The 17133-nt window shown below is 71.7% G+C and carries 17 protein-coding genes; 10 read left to right on the plus strand and 7 right to left on the minus strand.

Annotated elements, in window-relative coordinates; genetic code table 11:
* Positions 1-27: 27 nt before the first annotated feature.
* The 5 genes from rpsG to FJ309_11020 form a co-directional block, all read right to left on the minus strand.
* Positions 28-498 (minus strand): 30S ribosomal protein S7, encoded by a 471-nt coding sequence (gene rpsG, locus FJ309_11000; protein MBM3955124.1) that lies wholly within the window; start codon positions 496-498, stop codon positions 28-30.
* Between the two features lie 6 nt (positions 499-504).
* Positions 505-873: a 30S ribosomal protein S12 gene (locus FJ309_11005; GenBank protein ID MBM3955125.1), complete on the minus strand. Its 369-nt coding sequence runs from the start codon at positions 871-873 to the stop codon at positions 505-507.
* Positions 874-1016: 143 nt separating this feature from the next.
* Positions 1017-1859 (minus strand): formylmethanofuran dehydrogenase subunit C, encoded by an 843-nt coding sequence (locus tag FJ309_11010; GenBank protein ID MBM3955126.1) that lies wholly within the window; start codon positions 1857-1859, stop codon positions 1017-1019.
* Positions 1860-2054: 195 nt separating this feature from the next.
* Positions 2055-2441: an Hsp20/alpha crystallin family protein gene (locus tag FJ309_11015; GenBank protein MBM3955127.1), complete on the minus strand. Its 387-nt coding sequence runs from the start codon at positions 2439-2441 to the stop codon at positions 2055-2057.
* Between the two features lie 62 nt (positions 2442-2503).
* Positions 2504-2974 carry an Hsp20/alpha crystallin family protein gene (locus tag FJ309_11020; protein MBM3955128.1) on the minus strand — a complete coding sequence of 157 codons (471 nt, stop codon included), beginning with the start codon at positions 2972-2974 and terminating at the stop codon, positions 2504-2506.
* Positions 2975-3350: 376 nt separating this feature from the next.
* Here FJ309_11020 and FJ309_11025 point away from each other — a divergent pair, with 376 nt between their 5' ends.
* From FJ309_11025 to FJ309_11050, 6 genes are all read left to right on the plus strand, one after another.
* Positions 3351-3953 carry a beta-hydroxyacyl-ACP dehydratase gene (locus tag FJ309_11025; protein ID MBM3955129.1) on the plus strand — a complete coding sequence of 201 codons (603 nt, stop codon included), beginning with the start codon at positions 3351-3353 and terminating at the stop codon, positions 3951-3953.
* Between the two features lie 287 nt (positions 3954-4240).
* Positions 4241-4633: an acyl carrier protein gene (locus tag FJ309_11030; protein ID MBM3955130.1), complete on the plus strand. Its 393-nt coding sequence runs from the start codon at positions 4241-4243 to the stop codon at positions 4631-4633.
* Positions 4634-4823: 190 nt separating this feature from the next.
* Positions 4824-5324 (plus strand): beta-hydroxyacyl-ACP dehydratase, encoded by a 501-nt coding sequence (locus FJ309_11035; protein MBM3955131.1) that lies wholly within the window; start codon positions 4824-4826, stop codon positions 5322-5324.
* Positions 5325-5455: 131 nt separating this feature from the next.
* Positions 5456-6751 (plus strand): beta-ketoacyl-[acyl-carrier-protein] synthase family protein, encoded by a 1296-nt coding sequence (locus FJ309_11040; protein MBM3955132.1) that lies wholly within the window; start codon positions 5456-5458, stop codon positions 6749-6751.
* A 221-nt stretch (positions 6752-6972) separates the two neighbouring features.
* Positions 6973-7500: a hypothetical protein gene (locus tag FJ309_11045; protein ID MBM3955133.1), complete on the plus strand. Its 528-nt coding sequence runs from the start codon at positions 6973-6975 to the stop codon at positions 7498-7500.
* A 123-nt stretch (positions 7501-7623) separates the two neighbouring features.
* On the plus strand, positions 7624-9144 hold the full coding sequence (locus FJ309_11050) for an MFS transporter (protein ID MBM3955134.1): 1521 nt from the start codon (positions 7624-7626) through the stop codon (positions 9142-9144).
* A 51-nt stretch (positions 9145-9195) separates the two neighbouring features.
* On the opposite strand, the gene FJ309_11055 is transcribed toward FJ309_11050, so the two are convergent.
* Together FJ309_11055 and FJ309_11060 are read right to left on the minus strand one after the other, a co-directional pair.
* Entirely contained in the window at positions 9196-10728 is a 1533-nt protein-coding gene (locus tag FJ309_11055) for a serine protease (protein MBM3955135.1), read from the minus strand.
* A gap of 108 nt (positions 10729-10836) precedes the next feature.
* Positions 10837-11493, minus strand: a complete 657-nt coding sequence (locus tag FJ309_11060) for a DUF454 domain-containing protein (GenBank protein MBM3955136.1) — start codon at positions 11491-11493, stop codon at positions 10837-10839.
* On the opposite strand from FJ309_11060, the gene FJ309_11065 reads away from it, so the two are divergent.
* The 4 genes from FJ309_11065 to FJ309_11080 all read left to right on the plus strand — a co-directional run.
* Entirely contained in the window at positions 11492-12535 is a 1044-nt protein-coding gene (locus FJ309_11065; protein ID MBM3955137.1) for a fructose-bisphosphate aldolase class II, read from the plus strand. The two genes, FJ309_11060 and FJ309_11065, sit on opposite strands and share 2 nt — an antisense overlap.
* A gap of 135 nt (positions 12536-12670) precedes the next feature.
* On the plus strand, positions 12671-13729 hold the full coding sequence (locus FJ309_11070) for a KpsF/GutQ family sugar-phosphate isomerase (GenBank protein ID MBM3955138.1): 1059 nt from the start codon (positions 12671-12673) through the stop codon (positions 13727-13729).
* Positions 13730-13756: 27 nt separating this feature from the next.
* Positions 13757-14299 carry a phenylphosphate carboxylase subunit delta gene (locus FJ309_11075; GenBank protein MBM3955139.1) on the plus strand — a complete coding sequence of 181 codons (543 nt, stop codon included), beginning with the start codon at positions 13757-13759 and terminating at the stop codon, positions 14297-14299.
* 19 nt (positions 14300-14318) lie between these two features.
* The coding region (locus tag FJ309_11080) for a hypothetical protein (protein ID MBM3955140.1) at positions 14319-17133 on the plus strand (2815 nt) is incomplete at its 3' end.

Here is a 17133-nt window from a genome sequence, read left to right on the forward strand (position 1 = left end):
CCGGATGGCAGGCACACGATGGCCGGATCACCAGGCGAAGTGTGCGAACGCCTTGTTGGCATCCGCCATCCGGTGAACGTTGTCACGCTTCGTGACCGCCGCCCCCTCGCGCTTGTAGGCGGCGATGATCTCCTCGGCAAGTTTCTCGTGGGTCGCCCGCCCCTTCTTCTCACGGACCGCCTGGAGCATCCAGCGGATCCCGAGCGACTGCTGCCGGTTGCGGTTGACCTGCATTGGCACCTGGTACGCGGCACCGCCGACACGCTTCGAGCGGACCTCGACGGACGGCTTGCAGTTGTCGAGTGCGCGATTGAAGACCTCGATCGGCTCGCAGTCGGTGATCTTCTTGGAAACGATTTCCATCGCGTCGTAGAACACCTTCTGTGCGACGCTCTTCTTGCCGTCGACCATCAGGCAATTGATGAACTTGCTGGCAAGCAGCGACCCGTACCGGGGATCGGGGGTGAGCTGTTCGCGACTGGCGGTGATTTTTCCCATGGAAGACTAGCCCTTCTTCGCTCCGTAGAGGCTGCGCGACTGCTTGCGGCCCTGGACGCCGAGCGTGTCGAGCGCGCCGCGGATGATGTGGTAGCGCACCCCCGGCAGGTCGCGGACACGGCCGCCGCGCACCAGCACGATCGAGTGCTCCTGGAGGTTGTGTCCTTCGCCGGGAATGTAGACCGTGACTTCCTTGGCGTTCGAGAGCCGGACGCGGGCGATCTTCCGCAGCGCCGAGTTGGGCTTCTTCGGCGTCATCGTCCGCACCTGGAGGCAGACGCCACGCTTCTGTGGGCAGCGGTCGAGCACGGGCGACTTGGAGAATTTCCGCTTCGGCCGGCGCCGGCTGCGTACCAGTTGGCTGATGGTGGGCATTGGGGAGAGGAAGGAAAGCTCGGGTGGTGGGCGGGACGGGCAGACGGGCCGCGGCCTCGACCGGATCGCTGAGGATAGTCCAAACCGGCGGGCGGCGGAAGCGGTCTGGAAAAACCGCGGATCGGCACCGAATACCCTGCCGCTCAGCCCCACGGCTCGGCTTGGAGGACCTCCCCCCGGCCGCCGTGGAGTGGATCGCCATGCCACTGCCGCCACCTTCCGCAGCGCAGCGCGGCGGCGACGCCAGCCCAGGGAACCGCGTCCGGCAGGGAACCGGCCAGGAGACGAATGAACGGCGGGTCCCATGCCCGCCCTGCGATGAACCCGACCGTCCCACCAGGCGGCGTTGCGGCGTGGTCGAGGATCACGACGCTGCCGCGCTGCATGCCGACGGCCGATCCGGCCCCGACACGGTTGGTCACCAGCGTGCCGGCGCGGAGTTCGAACGCCGCGCCCGGCCCGCACGAGCCGGCCACCACCAGAATCCCGCGCCGCATCAAGCTGGCAGCGAAGGCTCCGGCGTCGCCGGCCACCAGGACCCGACCGCCCGTCGGCCCGCGGTCGGCCCCGGGAAGCGCCGCAGCGGCGTGATCGCCGACGTCGCCCGTCACCACCACCTCGCCCCCGGCCATCCCGGCGGCCAGCCAGTCTCCAGCGTTACCGGTGACCAGGAGCCGGCCACCGGTCATGCCCGCGCCGGCATGACGGCCGACGTCACCGACGACCTCCACCGTGCCCCGGTCCATGCCGGCGGCGATCCCGTGGACGCCGCTGAAATCGCCGCGGCAGATCACCACACCGTCCGCAGCGTCGCCGCGGAGCGCGAACAGGCTGCCGAGAGCGACGGTGCCCGTGTCGGCACCGATCGGCAGCGCAGCGATTGCCGGGGCGGCGTGCCCGGCGAGCAGCCCGGGCACGATTCCCGTCAGGTCGATCGATAGCGTTCCGCCGGCGCCACCGTCACGCGGCTCGATGACCAGCGCCATGGATGCGTCGCCCCTCACCTGACTGCCGCGACGCACCTCGGTCGGGCGTCGTGAGGGTACCCGACGGATGACTTGCTGCCACCCGCCGGTCGGTCGGACACGGTGCGGCGCCAGCCGGACCGGCAGCGCGGCGTCGGGACTGCTCCCCACGGCACGGCATGCCGGCCCGGCGGCGCACACGCGTCGGCGGGGCGATCAGCCCCCCTGCACAGGGACTTTGCGCGGGCGCTCGGCGGCAAGCTTCGGGATGCGCACGGTGAGCACGCCGAGCGCGTAGACGGCCGTGATGCCCGTCGCATCGAACCCCTCGCCGAGACGGAATTGGCGGCGGAAATCGCCGATCCCGTACTCCTGCCGCACCACGCGGCCGGGCAGGTCGCGGGCGGGCACCTGGGCGTGCAGCGCGAGCACGCCGTCGGTGAACGCGACGTCGATCGACCCCGGCGTCGCGCCGGGCAAGTCGGCGACGACCACCACGTCACCCTGCTCGACGCGGAGATCGACGTGGGGCTGATAGGTCAGGGCCGCGGCGGCGTCCGCATCGCGTGCCCGATCGGGAACCGAACCGTTCATCGTCACCATGGCTTCACCTCCGGGTTGAGGGATCACGTCTTTCGATCACTGCGTCGTCGCGGCCTGCGGCATCACCCGCCCGACACCGGCACCCGGCGCGGCTGGGCCTCCGGGGCCTTGGGGCAACGGACGGTGAGCACGCCGTCGACGAGACGGGCCTCGACACGGTCGGCGGCGACGGCGACCGCGAGCGGAATCCGCCGTTCGAACCGACCGCTGCCCCGCTCCCTCCTGTGCCACACCACCTCGTTGCCCGCGCCCTCGCCGGCGGGGCATGCCCCATCGGTGCGCCGCTCCCCTTCGAGCACGAGCGCGTCGTCAGCGACCGACACCGAGACATCGGCGGGGGCCAGGCCGGGGATTTCCGCCTCCACCAGCACGGCGTCGTCGGTCTCCCGGACGTTGACAGCCGGGAACGCCGCGCGCGGCGTACTTCCCCAGCCATGGAGCGGCGGCGCGGCGATCAGCGTGGTCCAGAGGCGATCGACCTCGGCGCACAATTCGTCCAACGGGTGTGCGCTGCCCGGACGGGTCGTTCTCATCGCAGGTGTCCTCCAAAGCACGAGATGGTGGCGCGGCGGTGCCGGCGATCCGCAGCGATCGCCGTGAGCATCGTGCCCACGCCACGAGAGGGGAAGTGCAAAGGCCGTGCCCAACGCCCGGCTGCCACCGTTGGTCGATGTTTCCCGCGGGATCCGCCCTGTTTTCACGTATCAGATCGATGCCTTGGGAAAACCCTGCCGTCCGTTCGAGTCGTGTCGGCTGTCAGCTTGGCAGCACGGTGAAAACATCCCTGTGTGTCGCCCCGAGCGTGTTGTGGGACAGGGGGCGTTCCCTATACTGCCGCCTGCTTTCGGTCGATCGCGTCGATGGGTGTCCGCCGCAGGTTTCGGGCCAACCAGCGAAACGGGTTTCTGAATGCGGTTTTGTCTGCTCGATCGCATCCTGTCGGTGGAACCCGGGAAGACGCTCACCGCCGTCAAGACGGTGTCGTTGGCCGAGGAGTACCTCGGCGACCACTTTCCCCGGTTCCCGGTCCTGCCCGGGGTGTTGATGCTCGAGGCCCTGACGCAGGCTGCCGCCTGGACGATCCGGCTCGGGGAGGACTTCGCCCACAGCATCGTCGTGCTGCGCACGGCGCGGAACGTCAAGTACGGCGACTTCGTCCAACCTGGCCGGACCCTCACGGTGTCGGTCGAGGTGCTCGAGCAGGACGACTCGACCACCCGCGTGAAGGCCACCGGAGCGGTCGGCGACAAGACGAGCCTCACCGCCCGATTGGTCATCGAGCGCTACAACCTCGCCGACCGGCTGCCCAGCGGCGATGCCCTCGACGCCCGGGTCCGGGCCGAGATGCGGCGGCAATGGGCGATCCTCTGCCCGCCGGGGCGGGCCGCCGGGAGTGGTCGCCCCGTGGTCTACCGGCCGAACCCGCCGGGTGGTGGCAGGCACGTCCCCGAGGCACCCGGTGCCGGAGTGCCGGGAGCCGTAGGCCGGGCTGTCGCGGTGCCCCCGGGGTGAATCGGTGCCCGCTGCCGGCGTGACCGGAAACGGTGCCGTCGCTCCGGCCCCGGGGCCGTCTGGATGCGGCCTGCCGGCTCACTCGTCAACGTCGGGCTTTTCCGTGGACGACGGACCGTTCACAATACCGAGCATCTCGCTGCGGGTCCCCGCCATCGACGAGGGAGGTCTCTCCCGAGTCCGAAGCCGGGCGGTCGCTGCCGGTGAGCCAGTCGATTCCCAGAAACGCCGGAGCGCGGGCGACCCTCCAAGCCGCCCGTCCGCGATTCCTCATCCACCGAGGTGCCATGTCGATGTCCCCCCGTGACGAAATCTTCGAGAAGGTGAAGAGCGCCCTCGTGGACGCCCTCGGTGTCGAGGAGGACGATGTCCGTCCGGAGGCCACCATGGTCGGCGACCTCGGTGCGGAGTCGATCGACTTCCTCGACATCGTCTTCCGTCTCGAGAAGGCCTTCGGCATCAAGATCCCGCGTGGGGAACTGTTTCCCGAGGATGTGCTGTCGAGCACCGAGTTCGTCGACAACGGCAAGTTGAACGCCGCCGGAATCGCCGCGCTCAAGGCGCGGATGCCGTTTGCGGATCTGTCGAAGTTCGAATCCAACCCGAGCGTCCAGAACTTCGCCAACACGCTCACCGTGGAGGACATGGTCCGCTACGTGCAGACCAAACTCGCCGCCTAGCCCGCTCGGCCGTCGACAACGCCGTCGGCCGCCGGGGTGCGGCCGACGGCGATCCGGGGCACGGCTCGGCGTGTCCCGTGGTCACCTCGGTGGACGCAGCCCGTGAATGGCCTCGTCCACGGCCAGTGGGACAGCTCGCCTTCGGTGGCAGGAAGTCCTCCACAGTCTGCTCACGCCCGCGGAACAGTTCATGCGCTGGTTCTGGATCGACCGTTTCGAGGAGTTCGTCCGCGGTCGGTCGGCGATCGCGATCAAGAACGTGTCGCTGGCGGAGGAGCATCTCCACGACCACTTCCCCGGCGCCGCGCTGATGCCCAACTCGCTGGTCGTCGAGGGCATGGCGCAGACGGCCGGGCTGCTGGTCGCCGACGCGATCGAGTTCAACCGGCGCGTCGTGCTCGCCAAGGTGGCGGCGGCGGAGTTTCATTTCGACGCGATCCCGGGTGACTGCCTCCGCTACCGTGCCGAAATCCTCGACCTCAAGCCGGCCGGCTCGCTGACGCGCGTCTCGAGCCACTGCGGCGACAGGCTTCAGGGGGAGGCCGAGTTGTTCTTCGCCCATCTCGAGCCGGGCGAGGGCGTGCCCCGGCTGTTCGAGCCCGAGGAACTGCTTCGTTGGCTCGACCAGATGCACATCTACGACATCGGCAGGGACGAGTCGGGCAAGCCGCTGGCCCGGCCCGATTGGTGAGTGGGGCCGCCGTCGACACCGCGCAGGCGGCGGACGGGAGCTGGTGACCGCGCGGGGAACGTGCGGCTCACGGCCGCCCGGTCGGATCGCTCGGTGGGTGACGGCCGGGATCTCGTGAAGGGGGGCAGACGATGGCAGCGGGCAGGCGGCGGGTGGTGATCACGGGGATGGGCTGCGTCACGCCGCTGGGGGTCACGGTCGGCGAGATGTGGAACAACCTCCGCATCGGCGCCTCGGGAGTCGGCCCGACCACGGTCTTCGACGCCTCCCGGTTCCCGACCCGGATCGCCGCCGAGGTCCGGGGCTGGGACATCACCCACGAAGGCGAGGTGGAGAAGGATTGGCACTTCTGTGGCCGGCACACCAAGTTCGCCGCTGGCGCGGCGCTCCAGGCGATGCGCGATGCCGGCCTCGCCGGCGGGCTTCCCGGGGATCCGGCGCGGTTGGGGGTGTACCTCGGCAGCGGCGAGGGCCAGCAGGATTTCGCGGCCTTCACCAGCATGATGACCGCGGCGATCGAGGGCGACACCCTCGACGTCGCCAAGTTCACCAAGCTCGGCCTCGAGACGCTCCATCCGCTCGCCGAGATGGAGCAGGAGCCGAACATGCCGGCCTGCCACCTCGCCGGCCTGTTCAATGCCCACGGCCCCAATCTCAATTGCCTCACCGCCTGCGCCGCCTCGAGCCAGGCGATCGGCGAGGCGGCGGAGTTGGTGCGCCGCGGCGATGCCGACGTCATGCTCTCCGGCGGCGCCCACAGCATGATCCACCCGTTCGGCGTCACCGGGTTCAACCTCCTCACCGCCCTCTCGACGCGCAACGACGAGCCGACCCGTGCCAGTCGCCCCTTCGACCGCGACCGCGACGGCTTCGTCCTCGGCGAGGGTGCGGCGATGGTCGTCCTCGAGGAGCTCGAGCACGCCAAACGGCGCAACGCGACGATCCACGGCGAGCTGCTCGGGTATGGCTCGACCGCCGATGCCTACCGGATCACCGACACCCATCCCGAGGGGCGCGGCGCGGCCTCCTGCATCCGCATGGCGCTGGCCGACGCCGGGCTCCCCCCGGAGAAGATCGACTACATCAACGCCCACGGCACGAGCACGGCCGTCAACGATCGCGTCGAGACGCTCGCCATCAAGACGGTGTTCGGCGAGCGTGCCTACAAGATCCCGGTGTCGAGCACGAAGAGCATGATGGGCCACCTGATCGCCGCGGCGGGAGCCACCGAGCTGATCGTGTGCCTGCTGGCGATCCGCGACGGCCTGCTGCCGCCGACGATCAACTACGACGTCCCCGATCCCGACTGCGACCTCGACTACGTCCCCAACCGGGCCCGTGATGCGGCCTGCGACGTCGCCCTCTCCAACAGCTTCGGCTTCGGCGGGCAGAACATCTCGCTGATCGTCGGCCGCTTCGCCGGCTGACCGGCGCGGCCCGGTGCCGCGCGGCAGCGGTGGTTGCCGGGAAAAACCGCCCGCCCGCCGCGGCGCCCGGGCGGGTATGGCGTTGCCCCGCCTGCCCAGGTTGCCGCCGGCAGGGTTTCCTTGAGCGGCACCGCCGGCACGACCGATACCTCCGGCACGAGCGCGGTCGCGGACCGTCGGCACGTCGCCGGCACCGTCGATCCCCCTGGGGTGCCCCGATCATGAAACACGTCCTCTCGTTTCTCGCCCTCGCGGCCGTCGTCAGCCTGTCGAGCGGCTGCTCGATCGTCGACCGGCTGTTCCTCCTCAACACCGACGGACCCTACGGCCACCATGTCGGCGGTGCCTGCCAGGACGGCGCGTGTCAGGACGGGGCCTGCCAGGACGGGGCATGTCAGGGCGGCGCCTGCCAGGATGGAGCGTGTCAGGACGGCGCGTGCCTCGACGGCGCCTGCCACGGCAGCGCCCGCCATGGGCGCGCCTGTCCGGAGGGCGTCTGTGCCGGCGGCAAGTGCAGCAAGTGTCCCGACGGCAACTGTGGCCGCTGCGCCCACTGCCGCCACCTCGGCCGCTACGGCGGTCTCGCACGCCACCACCTCTCCGCCGCCGAGAAGCAGGAGTTGATGCAGTCGGGCTATGAGAACGGTGGCCCGGCCGGCCCCCCCACCGGCGCCGTCGGCTATCCCTACTACACCACGCGCGGTCCGCGCGACTTCCTCGCCAAGTGCCCGCCGTCGATCGGGCCCTGACCGTCCGTCGCCCACGCCCTCCAGCCGGGCGGCATTGACGCACCGGCCGGCCGGCGTCACTACACTGCGTCCTCTACGGGAGCGGCGTGATGCCGCTCCGTTCCTTTCGTGGAGCACGGGTGCATGGCGGCCACTCCTCCTGCCGGCGCTGGCAACGCCGGCCTGACCGAGTCGGGACGGCTTTCAGCCACCGGCTGGCTCGTGTGTGCGATCGCGGCCATCGGGTTCGCGTTCGACATCTACGAGCTGCTGATGCTGCCGCTGATCATCAAGCCGGCGATCCAGGAGCTCGCCAAAGGAGAGGTCCAGGCGCTCGTCGCCGGTGGGATGCCGCAGGCCGACGCGCTGGCCCTGTGGAGCCCCGGTGGCAAGAGCTACGTCGGGTGGGCACGGACGCTGTTTTTCGTGCCGGCGATCGCCGGCGGCGTGTTCGGCCTGGTGGGGGGCTACCTCACCGACCTCCTCGGCCGCCGCCGCGTCCTCACCTTCAGCATCCTGCTCTACGCGTTTTCCGCGCTGGCCGCCGGGTTCGCCACCACGCTTCCGCAATTGCTCGTCTGCCGGTGCCTGGTGTTCATCGGGGTGTGCGTCGAGTTCGTCGCGGCCGTGGCGTGGCTCGCGGAACTGTTTCCCGACGCCAAGGCGCGGGAAAACGCCCTCGGCTGGACGCAGGCCTTCTCGTCGATCGGCGGCTTGCTCGTCGGTGCGGCCAACATCCTCGCGGCGAAGTTTGCCCTCGCCCTGCCGGCGATCCACGGCGACCATCAGGCGTGGCGGTACACCCTGATCTCCGGAGTGATCCCGGCGCTGCCGTTGATCCTCATCCGGCCGTTCCTACCCGAGAGCCCCGTGTGGGCGCGGAAGAAGGCCGCCGGGACGCTCCGGCGCCCGAGCATCGCCGAGCTGTTCAGCCCGGGGCTGGTCCGCACCACCGTGATGACGACGCTCGTGTTCGCCGCCAGCTACGGGATCGCGTTCGGCGCGATCCAGCAACTGCCGCAGATCCTCGGCGCCCCGAAGGGGGGCCATGCCGCGATCCTCGCCGAGGCGAAGTCGGCCCAGGACCGTGCGGCCGCGGCCGCGGAGGAGAAGGGCGAAAAACTCTCGCCGGGGCGGCTCAAGAGCATCGCCGGCAACGCCACCGACGAGGCGGTGGCCGGAGTGACGATCTTCCAGGAGGTCGGCGGGCTGGTGGGGCGCGTGCTGCTGGCGCTGGCGGCGCTGCGGATCGCGAGCCGCCGAACGCTGTTGCGGATCTTCCAGTGGCCGGCGCTGTTGTTCGTGCCGGCACTGTTCTGGTGGATCTCGACACGGCTCGGCGATGCCGGCTCGCTGCCGGCGATCAAGGCGGGAATCTTCGTCGCCGGCCTGCTCACCGTGGCGCAGTTCAGCTTCTGGGGCAATTACATCCCGCTCGTCTTCCCGACCCACCTGCGCGGCACGGGGGAGAGCTTCGCGGCCAACATCGGCGGCCGGATCCTCGGCACCGCGGCCGCATGGCTGACGCTGACGTTCTCGGCGGCCACGCCCCCCGACCCGGTGAAGATCGCCATGGTCGGCGCGGCGGTGGCAGGGGCGTACGCGCTCCTCGGCTCGATCCTCACCCACTGGCTCCCGGAGCCGGGTGCCGACGTCGAGCACTGAGCGGCGGAAGGTCTGCCGCGGTGCGGCCCCGGCACGAGGACCGCGGTGCGGTCACGGGGCCGCCGCAGGGGGTTTCTCGTTCCACACCGCCAGCGGTCCGGGCGATCCCTGCGCGCGGACGCCGTTGTCGGTGAGGATCTCCTCGGTCGTGGCGATCGCCTCGCGCCGCGGGAACACCAGCGGCGGGGCGGCCCGGCCGGCGAATTCGAAGACGACGAAGTCCTCGGTCGAGTCGCGCAGCAGCTCGACGAGGTGCCCGAGGTTCTTCACTGGCTGCTTGTCGACCGTCGCCACGATCCGGCCGACGGGGCTGTCGTAGCCGCGGGAAAGGCGGTGGGGGAACAGCGGCGAACAGATCATCACCAACCGCTCGCCGGGAAACGCCGGCCGGTCGGCGCGGCGCGTGGCGAGCGGGTTGCCGAGCGCCGCCAGCATCGCCACGACGCGGGCGTTGCCCTCGGTCGACGCGGCGTGCTCCGCGGTGGCCGCGGTGAAGACCAGCGGGCCGAACACGAAGTATTCGGGATAGTCCCCGATCAATTCGGGGAGCACCAGCGGCGGCCGGGCCGGGCAGGGGACCTTCACCTCCTGCTCGGCGCCGTCGCGGAGGATCGAGAGCGGCAGCGTGCCGTCGGCGGCGGCCCGCTGGACGTCGTAGTGAAACGACACGCGCGGCATCCCCTCGACCGCGATCCGCCCCTGGTCGTCGATCGGCGTCGCGCCGATCCTCGTGACCACGTCCCAGCGGCGGAGGACGGCATCGGGGCCCGGAGAGTCGGGTTCCGTGACGACGACGCCGGTCGTGCCCTTGGGAACCCGGAGCGAATCGCGGAGGGCCTGGTTCTCCAGTTTCTCGACGGCGACGGCAAGTCGCGGCTTGCCGTCGTAGCGGCCGTCGGCGATGTCGGCGAGGAAGATGTCGATCTCCTCGTTGGGGATGATGTAGCCGATGTTCTGCGCGGATTCGAGGCGGCTGAAGGCCAGCCCGATCATCTCCTCGCCGGCGATCGCCGGCCCGCCGCTGTTGCCGGGATTGATCGCGGCATCGACCTGGATCCGCAGTCCGCCGGTGGAATAGCCGTAGCCGGCAAACTCGATCCGCGACACGATCCCCTTGGTGATCGACAGCGCCGTGCCGCCGGTCGGGTAGCCGTAGGCCATCACCGTGTCCTTGATCGCCGGGAGCCGCGTCGATCGCTTCACCGCCGGGTGATCGTCGAACAGCGACTCATCGTCGAGTTTCAGGACCGCCAGGTCGATGCCCGGCCCGATCGCCTCGACCGTGGCCGCGATCTTCGCTCCGCTCTCGTGGGCCTGGACCTCGACCTGGCTGGCGTAGAGGACGACGTGTGCGTTCGTAAGGATCCGCTTGCCGTCGACGATCACACCGCTGCCGGTGACCGTGTCAGGGGGCTGCTTCGTCCACGGTTTGTTGAGATCGGGGCGGCGCAGCGTGGCGAAGATCTTGACGACCGAGCTCTCGATCACCGCCGCGCCGCCGGCGGCATCGGCGCCGGCGCTCCGTCCGGCCGAAGCCAGCGCCAGCACGGCGGTCGCGAGCAGCAGGGGGAACGGTGACCGCATCGGGATGCTCCGCGAGGGAAGGGCACGTCGGCTGTCGGTTCGGAGTGGTGCCAGTGTAGGTCAGTCACCCGGCGGCTGCCGTCGGCCACCGACCGGTCGCCACGGGAATCACTCGTCGCCGCGGGTGACGCGGGGAAAGGCGTTGCTGCCGTCCGCCGCCGGCGCGGGCGGGAGCCTGTCGGGGAGCGTCGGCACCATCCAGATCACCGTCAGCCCGACCGCGACCATGCCGAGGACGGCGTAGCGGCCGTACCAGGGCAGTTGGCTGAAGAACAGGCTCGTCAGCACCACGACGGTCACCAGCGCGATCGCGCGGTACTTGAGACCGCGTCTGATCCCGCGGTAGTGCTCCCAGTCTTCGAGCATCGGGCCGAACTGCTTCGAACGGTGGAGCCAGGCGTACATCCGCGGGCTGCCGCGGTAGAAGCAGTAGCTGGCGAGGAGCAGGAACGGCGTCGCCGGCACCAACGGCAACACGACACCGAGCCCGGCCACGACGAGAAACGTCCAGCCGCCGCACATCCACAGGAAGCCGATGAGCGGGTTCCGCTCCGGCCGCGGCCAGGAGGCCGGAGCGAGCCGGCGCAGGGCGTCGCGCAGCCGATCGCCGGCGAAGGGGGAGGGCGTGTCGGGGGTGCGTCGCTCGTTCATCTGCCGGCCGCGTGGGAACCGATCCTCCGGCCGGGATTCTAGCAGGCCCGGTTTTGCCGTATGATCCGCGCGACCGTCCGGTCCCGCCCCTCGTTCTTCCGGAGCCCACCCCATGCCGCTGGTGCCGATGCGCGTCCTTCTCGACCATGCCGCCGAGCACGGCTACGGTCTGGCCGCCTTCAACGTCAACGACATGGAGCAGATCCAGGCGATCATGGAGGCGGCCAGGGAGACCGAGTCGCCGGTCATCGTCCAGGCCTCGCGCGGCGCGCGGAGCTTCAGCCAGGACGCCTACCTCCGCCATCTGATGCTGGCGGCCGCGGAGCTCTATCCGTGGATTCCGATCGCGATGCACCAGGACCATGGCAATTCGCCGGCGACCTGCCAAAGCGCGATCGACAACGGCTTCACGAGCGTGATGATGGACGGGTCGCTGAAGGAAGACGGCAAGACGCCGGCCGACTACGACTACAACGTCCGCGTCACGCGGCAGGTGGTCGAGCAGGCCCATCGTCAGGGGGTGAGCGTCGAGGGGGAGCTGGGGTGCTTGGGGTCGCTCGAGAGCGGCCATGGCGAGGCCGAGGACGGCCACGGCGCCGAGGGGCAGCTGTCGCACGACCAGCTCCTCACCGATCCCGACGAGGCGGAGCGATTCGTCGCCGCCACCGGGGTCGACGCGCTGGCGGTGGCGATCGGCACCAGCCACGGCGCCTACAAATTCACCCGCAAGCCCGACGGCGAGGTCCTCGCGATGAAGCGGATCGAAGAGATCCATCGCCGCCTCCCCAACTGCCACCTCGTGATGCACGGCTCGTCGAGCGTGCCGCAGGAATTGCAGGACATCATCAACGCCTACGGCGGCAAGATGCCGCAGACCTGGGGCGTGCCGGTCGAGGAGATCCAGCGCGGCATCAAGCACGGCGTGCGCAAGATCAACGTCGACACCGACAACCGGATGGCGATCACCGGCGCGATCCGCAAGGTGCTCTGGGAGCACCCCGAGAAGTTCGATCCACGCGACTACCTCAAGCCGGCGCGCGACGCGATGAAGAAAGTCTGCGCCGAGCGGATGGTCCAGTTCGGGCAGGCCGGCCACGCCCGGAAAGTCCCGGTGGTGACGCTGGCCGAGATGGCGAAGCGCTACGCGACGGCCTGATCGCGGCCCGTCCGCCGGGACAAAGCCGCGTTGCGGCGGTTGCCCAGTCGGCCTATAGTCCCGCCCCCCGTGCCGCCGGCACGGCGCGCCTTTGGCGGCGCCGCCGACGACGGGACGCCGCCGGGACGAGCGCCGATGCCCGACCGTCACGAATCCACTCCCGCGCCCGCCGACGTCCTCGTCGACGGCCGCCGGATCCTCCACGCCGAGGCGGAGGCGCTCCAGCGCGCCGCGGCCGCGCTCGATGAAGCGTTCGCCCGGGCGGTGGCGCTTGTCGAGGCCTGCACCGGCAGCGTCGTGGTGACCGGGATCGGCAAGGCGGGTCTCGTGGCCCGCAAGGTGTCGGCGACGCTCGCCTCGACCGGCACGCCGAGCCACTTCCTCCATCCCGCCGAGGCCCTCCACGGCGACCTCGGCATGCTGCGCGGCGACGACCTGCTCGTCGTGCTGTCACAGTCGGGGGAGTCGGAGGAGATCGTCCGCCTCCTTCCCCACATCGTCGCCCGGCGGATTCCGATCGTCGCCCTCACCGGCCGCCGCGGCAGCACGCTCGGCCGGGCGGCCACCGAGGTGATCCTCACCGGGGCAGTCCGCGAGGCCTGCGGGCTGGGGTTGGCGCCGAGCACGAGCACCACGCTGCTGATGGCCCTCGGCGACGCCCTGGCGCTGGTCACCAGCGGCCGGCGCCGGTTCACCGCCGACGACTTCGCCGCCCGCCATCCCGGCGGCAGCCTCGGCCGGCAATTGACGCGCGTCGACGAGGCGATGCGCCCGCTGGCCCGATGCCGGACGGCGCTGGCCGAGGAGACGGTCCGCGCGGTGTTTTCACGGCCCTTGCCGGCGCGGCGGACGGGCGCGGTGATGATCGTCGACGCCACCGGCCGGCTCGTCGGCCTGTTCACCGACAGCGACCTGGCGCGGCTGTTCGAGCAGCGGCGCGACGACGCGATCGACGCGCCGATCGGCGCGGTGATGACGCCGCAGCCGACGACCGTGCCCGCCGGGGCCCGGCTCGACGACGCCCTCACGATCCTCGACGCCCGGCGGATCAGCGAGCTGCCGGTCGTCGATGCCGCCGGTCGCGCGGTGGGATTGATCGACGTCGTCGACCTGCTCGGGATGGTGTCCCCCGACCATCCGGCGGCGCTGCCGGCCGCTGGCGCGGTCGCGTCGCCGGCGGCCGAGGCCGCCTGACCGAGCTGCCCCGCCCCGGAGCCCGCCGTGCCCCCCGCCACCGACCTCACCACCCGCCTGGTCCGCGTCGAGCTGCTCCTCCTCGACGTCGACGGCGTCCTCACCGACGGCGGGGTGACGCTCACGGCGACGGGGGAGGAGCTGAAGACGTTCTCGATCCGCGACGGCCTCGGCCTGCGCCTCTGGCAGCGGGCCGGGTACCGCGCCGGGATCGTCACCGGCCGGGAGAGCGGCGCCGTCGCCGCGCGTGCCCGGGAGCTGGGGATCGCGATCGTGCGCCAGGGAGTGGCCGACAAGACGACGGCGGTCGCCGAGATCCTCGCCGCCACCGGCTTGGCCTGGGAGCAGGCGGCGTTCGTCGGTGACGACCTGCCCGATCTCCCGGTCGTGCGCCGCTGCGGACTGGGCGTGGCCGTCGCCGATGCCTGTGCCGAACTGGTCGCCGAGGCCGATCTCGTCACCGACCGGCCTGGCGGGCGCGGCGCGGTGCGCGAGGTGGTGGAGCGGCTCCTCCACGCCCGCGGTGCCTGGCCGGCCGCCGTCGCCGGTGCCACCGGCGGCACCGCCTGACCCCCAGCCCGGGCTTGCCATGGACAATCAGCTCGGTCGGACCGTGCGGGTCTTCCTCCTGGTGCTCGGCATCGCCGGGTTGCACCGGCTGGTCGTCGTGCCCTTGGTGGAGCCGACGGTCGTCGCTGCCGACCCGTCGCTCGAGATGACCGCCGAGGAGGTCGCGGCGGTCCGGGCGCGGGCCGACCGCCGGATGGCGGCGCTCGAGGGCATCTTCCCGGCCGACGCCTGGGAACGGAAGGATCCGATCGTCCTCGAGAGCCGGCAGATGCGGCTCCTCTTCCGGCAGTACAACGCCGTCGACGGCGGCCGGGTGCATCTGGTCCCCTGCACGCTGGTGATCCTCCCCGACGCCGCCGAAGGCGCCGCCCCCGGCCGGACGCTCGTGCTCCGCGCCGAGCAGGGGGCGGTGCTCGAGTTCGACGAGCCGCTCGACCTCCGCCAGGGCCGGCTCGCGCGACTGGTCGGCGGGAGCCTGCGCGGGCCGGTGACGATCCGCGGCAGCGCCTCGAAGCCCGGGGCGGAGGACGAGATCGAGATCGAGACCCGCGACGTCGAACTGGCCGAGCTCGAGGTCCACACCAGCGAAGCGGTCCAGTTCCGCTACGGGCGGTCCACCGGCAGCGGCCGCGGGCTCCTCGCGCGGCTCCTCCCCAAGGCCGGGGCGGGTGGCCAGGGGCCCAACATCGGCGGCGTCGATTCGATCCGTCTCGAGCGCGACGTGCGGCTCAAGCTCGAGGGGCTCGCCGGCGGACTCCTCCCCGGCCCGTCGGCGCCGACCGCCGCCGCACCCCCGATCGCGGCCGAGGCGGCGCCGGCGCTGGTCACCTGCTCGGGCGCGCTGGTGATCAACATCGGCGCCAACCTCGTCACCCTCGAGGACCACGTCGACGTCGTCCGCACGCTGCCCGACGGCACCGCCGACCAGCTCGCCTGCGACCAGCTCGCGATCCTCCTGTCGCGCGCCGCCGACGCGACCACGACCACGGGGGGCCTCGAGCCGCGTGAGATCCAGGCCCGCGGCCGGCCGGTCGTGGCCACCAGCGCCGCTGCGGCGCTCGAGGCGCGGGGGGGCCGGCTCGGCTACGAAATCGCCACGCGCCGGATCCTCCTCGACGGCGAGGAGCCGGTGTCGTTGGTGATCCAGGGAACGGAGATGGAAGCGCGGTCGATCGACTACGTGCCCGGCCCGGCCGGCACTCCCGGAGCGCTGCTGGCGGTCGGTCCCGGGTGGCTGCGGACGCGCTCCGAGGGCCAGCCCGCGGCCCACGTGAAATGGCAGAAGTGGCTGCGCGTCCGCCCCGACGGTCCCGCCCACGTCGCCTCGCTGGCCGGCTCCGCCGACGTCACCGTGCCGGGGCAGGGGCGACTGTCGGCGGCCGAGATGCACCTCTGGCTCGAGCCGCTCACGGCGCCGGCCGGCGCCGCTGCCAGTCCGCTCTCGGCCGTCCGCCCGCAGCGGATGCTCGCCCGCGGGGTCGTCGAAGTCGATTCCGAGAGCCTCGCCGCGCGCACCGATCAATTGCAGCTCTGGTTCCGCCAGGTGGAGCCGGCAGCCGCACCTGCCGTGGCGCCCGCCCCGGCGGCCCCGGTCGCGCCGCCGGCGACTGCCAGCCCGGCCCCCGCCCGCCCCGCGCCGATCGCGGCCGCGCCGGGAGCGCCGCCAGCGCCCCTCTCGCGTGGCCCGGCGGTGCCTCCCGCGCCCCCGCGCGGCCGCATGATCGCCGTCGGCGCCCTCGTCCGGGGCCAGGTGCTGCTGCTCGGCCGCGGTGCCGAAGTCGAGGAGCTGTCGATGGAGGGGCAGGTACGGCTCACCGAGGAAGTGGCCGATCAATCCGCCGCGGAAGCGGGGCTCGAGATCGGGGGCGACCAGATGCAACTGTCGCGGCCGCAGCGCCCCGAGGCACGCGCGATCGTCTCCGGTCGTCCGGCGACGATCACCGGTCGGGGCATGCATCTCGAGGGTCCGCTGGTCGAGTTCGACCGCGGTGCCAACCGGATGACGGTCGACGGTGCCGGCCAGCTCCGCCTCCCGCTCGAACGGGGCCTCGGCGGCCTCGACGCGCTGGCCGCCACCGGCGGGCAGCCGCCCGCTGCCGCCGCCGGCCCTGGCGCGCTCGACGTCCGCTGGCAGGGGCGTCTCGACTTCGACGGCGGCACCGCCCGGTTCGTCGACCAGGTCCGGACGATCGCAGGCGAGACCGGCCTCGATGCCGGAGTTCTCACCGTCACGCTCACGCGGCCGATCGACTTCGCCGCGCTGTCGGAGCGGCGCGGCGCCGGCCCCCAGGCCGACGTCGCCCGGATCGCGTGCGGGAATGGCGTGCGCCTCGAGAGCCGGTCCACCGCCGCCGACGGCGGACGCTCCGTGGAGCGGCTGTTCGTCCGCGACCTCGTCGTCGACCGGATCAGCGGCGACGTCAACGGCACCGGCCCGGGCCGTCTGACGAGCACGCGCTTCGGACGGGTGCCGGCGTTCACCCCGCCGGCGCCGCCGGGCACGCCGCCGGCGGCTCCAGCGCCGACCGCCGCCCCGACCGAGGCGCAGCTGACGTTCCTCGGTGTCGATTTCCAGCGCGGCCTGCGCGGCAACCTCCAGCGCCGCGGTCTCGAGTTCCACCAGCGTGTCCAGGCGATCTGGGGGCCGGTCGCCGCCTGGGACGACCGCCTCGATCCCCACGCCGCCGACGGCCTTCCCGCCGGTGCGGTGAGCGTGGCCAGCGACGCCCTCGGCATCGGCCAGGCCCCGCCCCTCCCCGGCCAGACGCGCTCGGCGCTCGAATTGGTCGCGGCCGGCAACGTGATGGTCGAGGGGGAATCGTTCACCGCGCGGA

It is taken from the genome of Planctomycetota bacterium, from assembly GCA_016872555.1.
Classification (GTDB): domain Bacteria; phylum Planctomycetota; class Planctomycetia; order Pirellulales; family UBA1268; genus F1-20-MAGs016.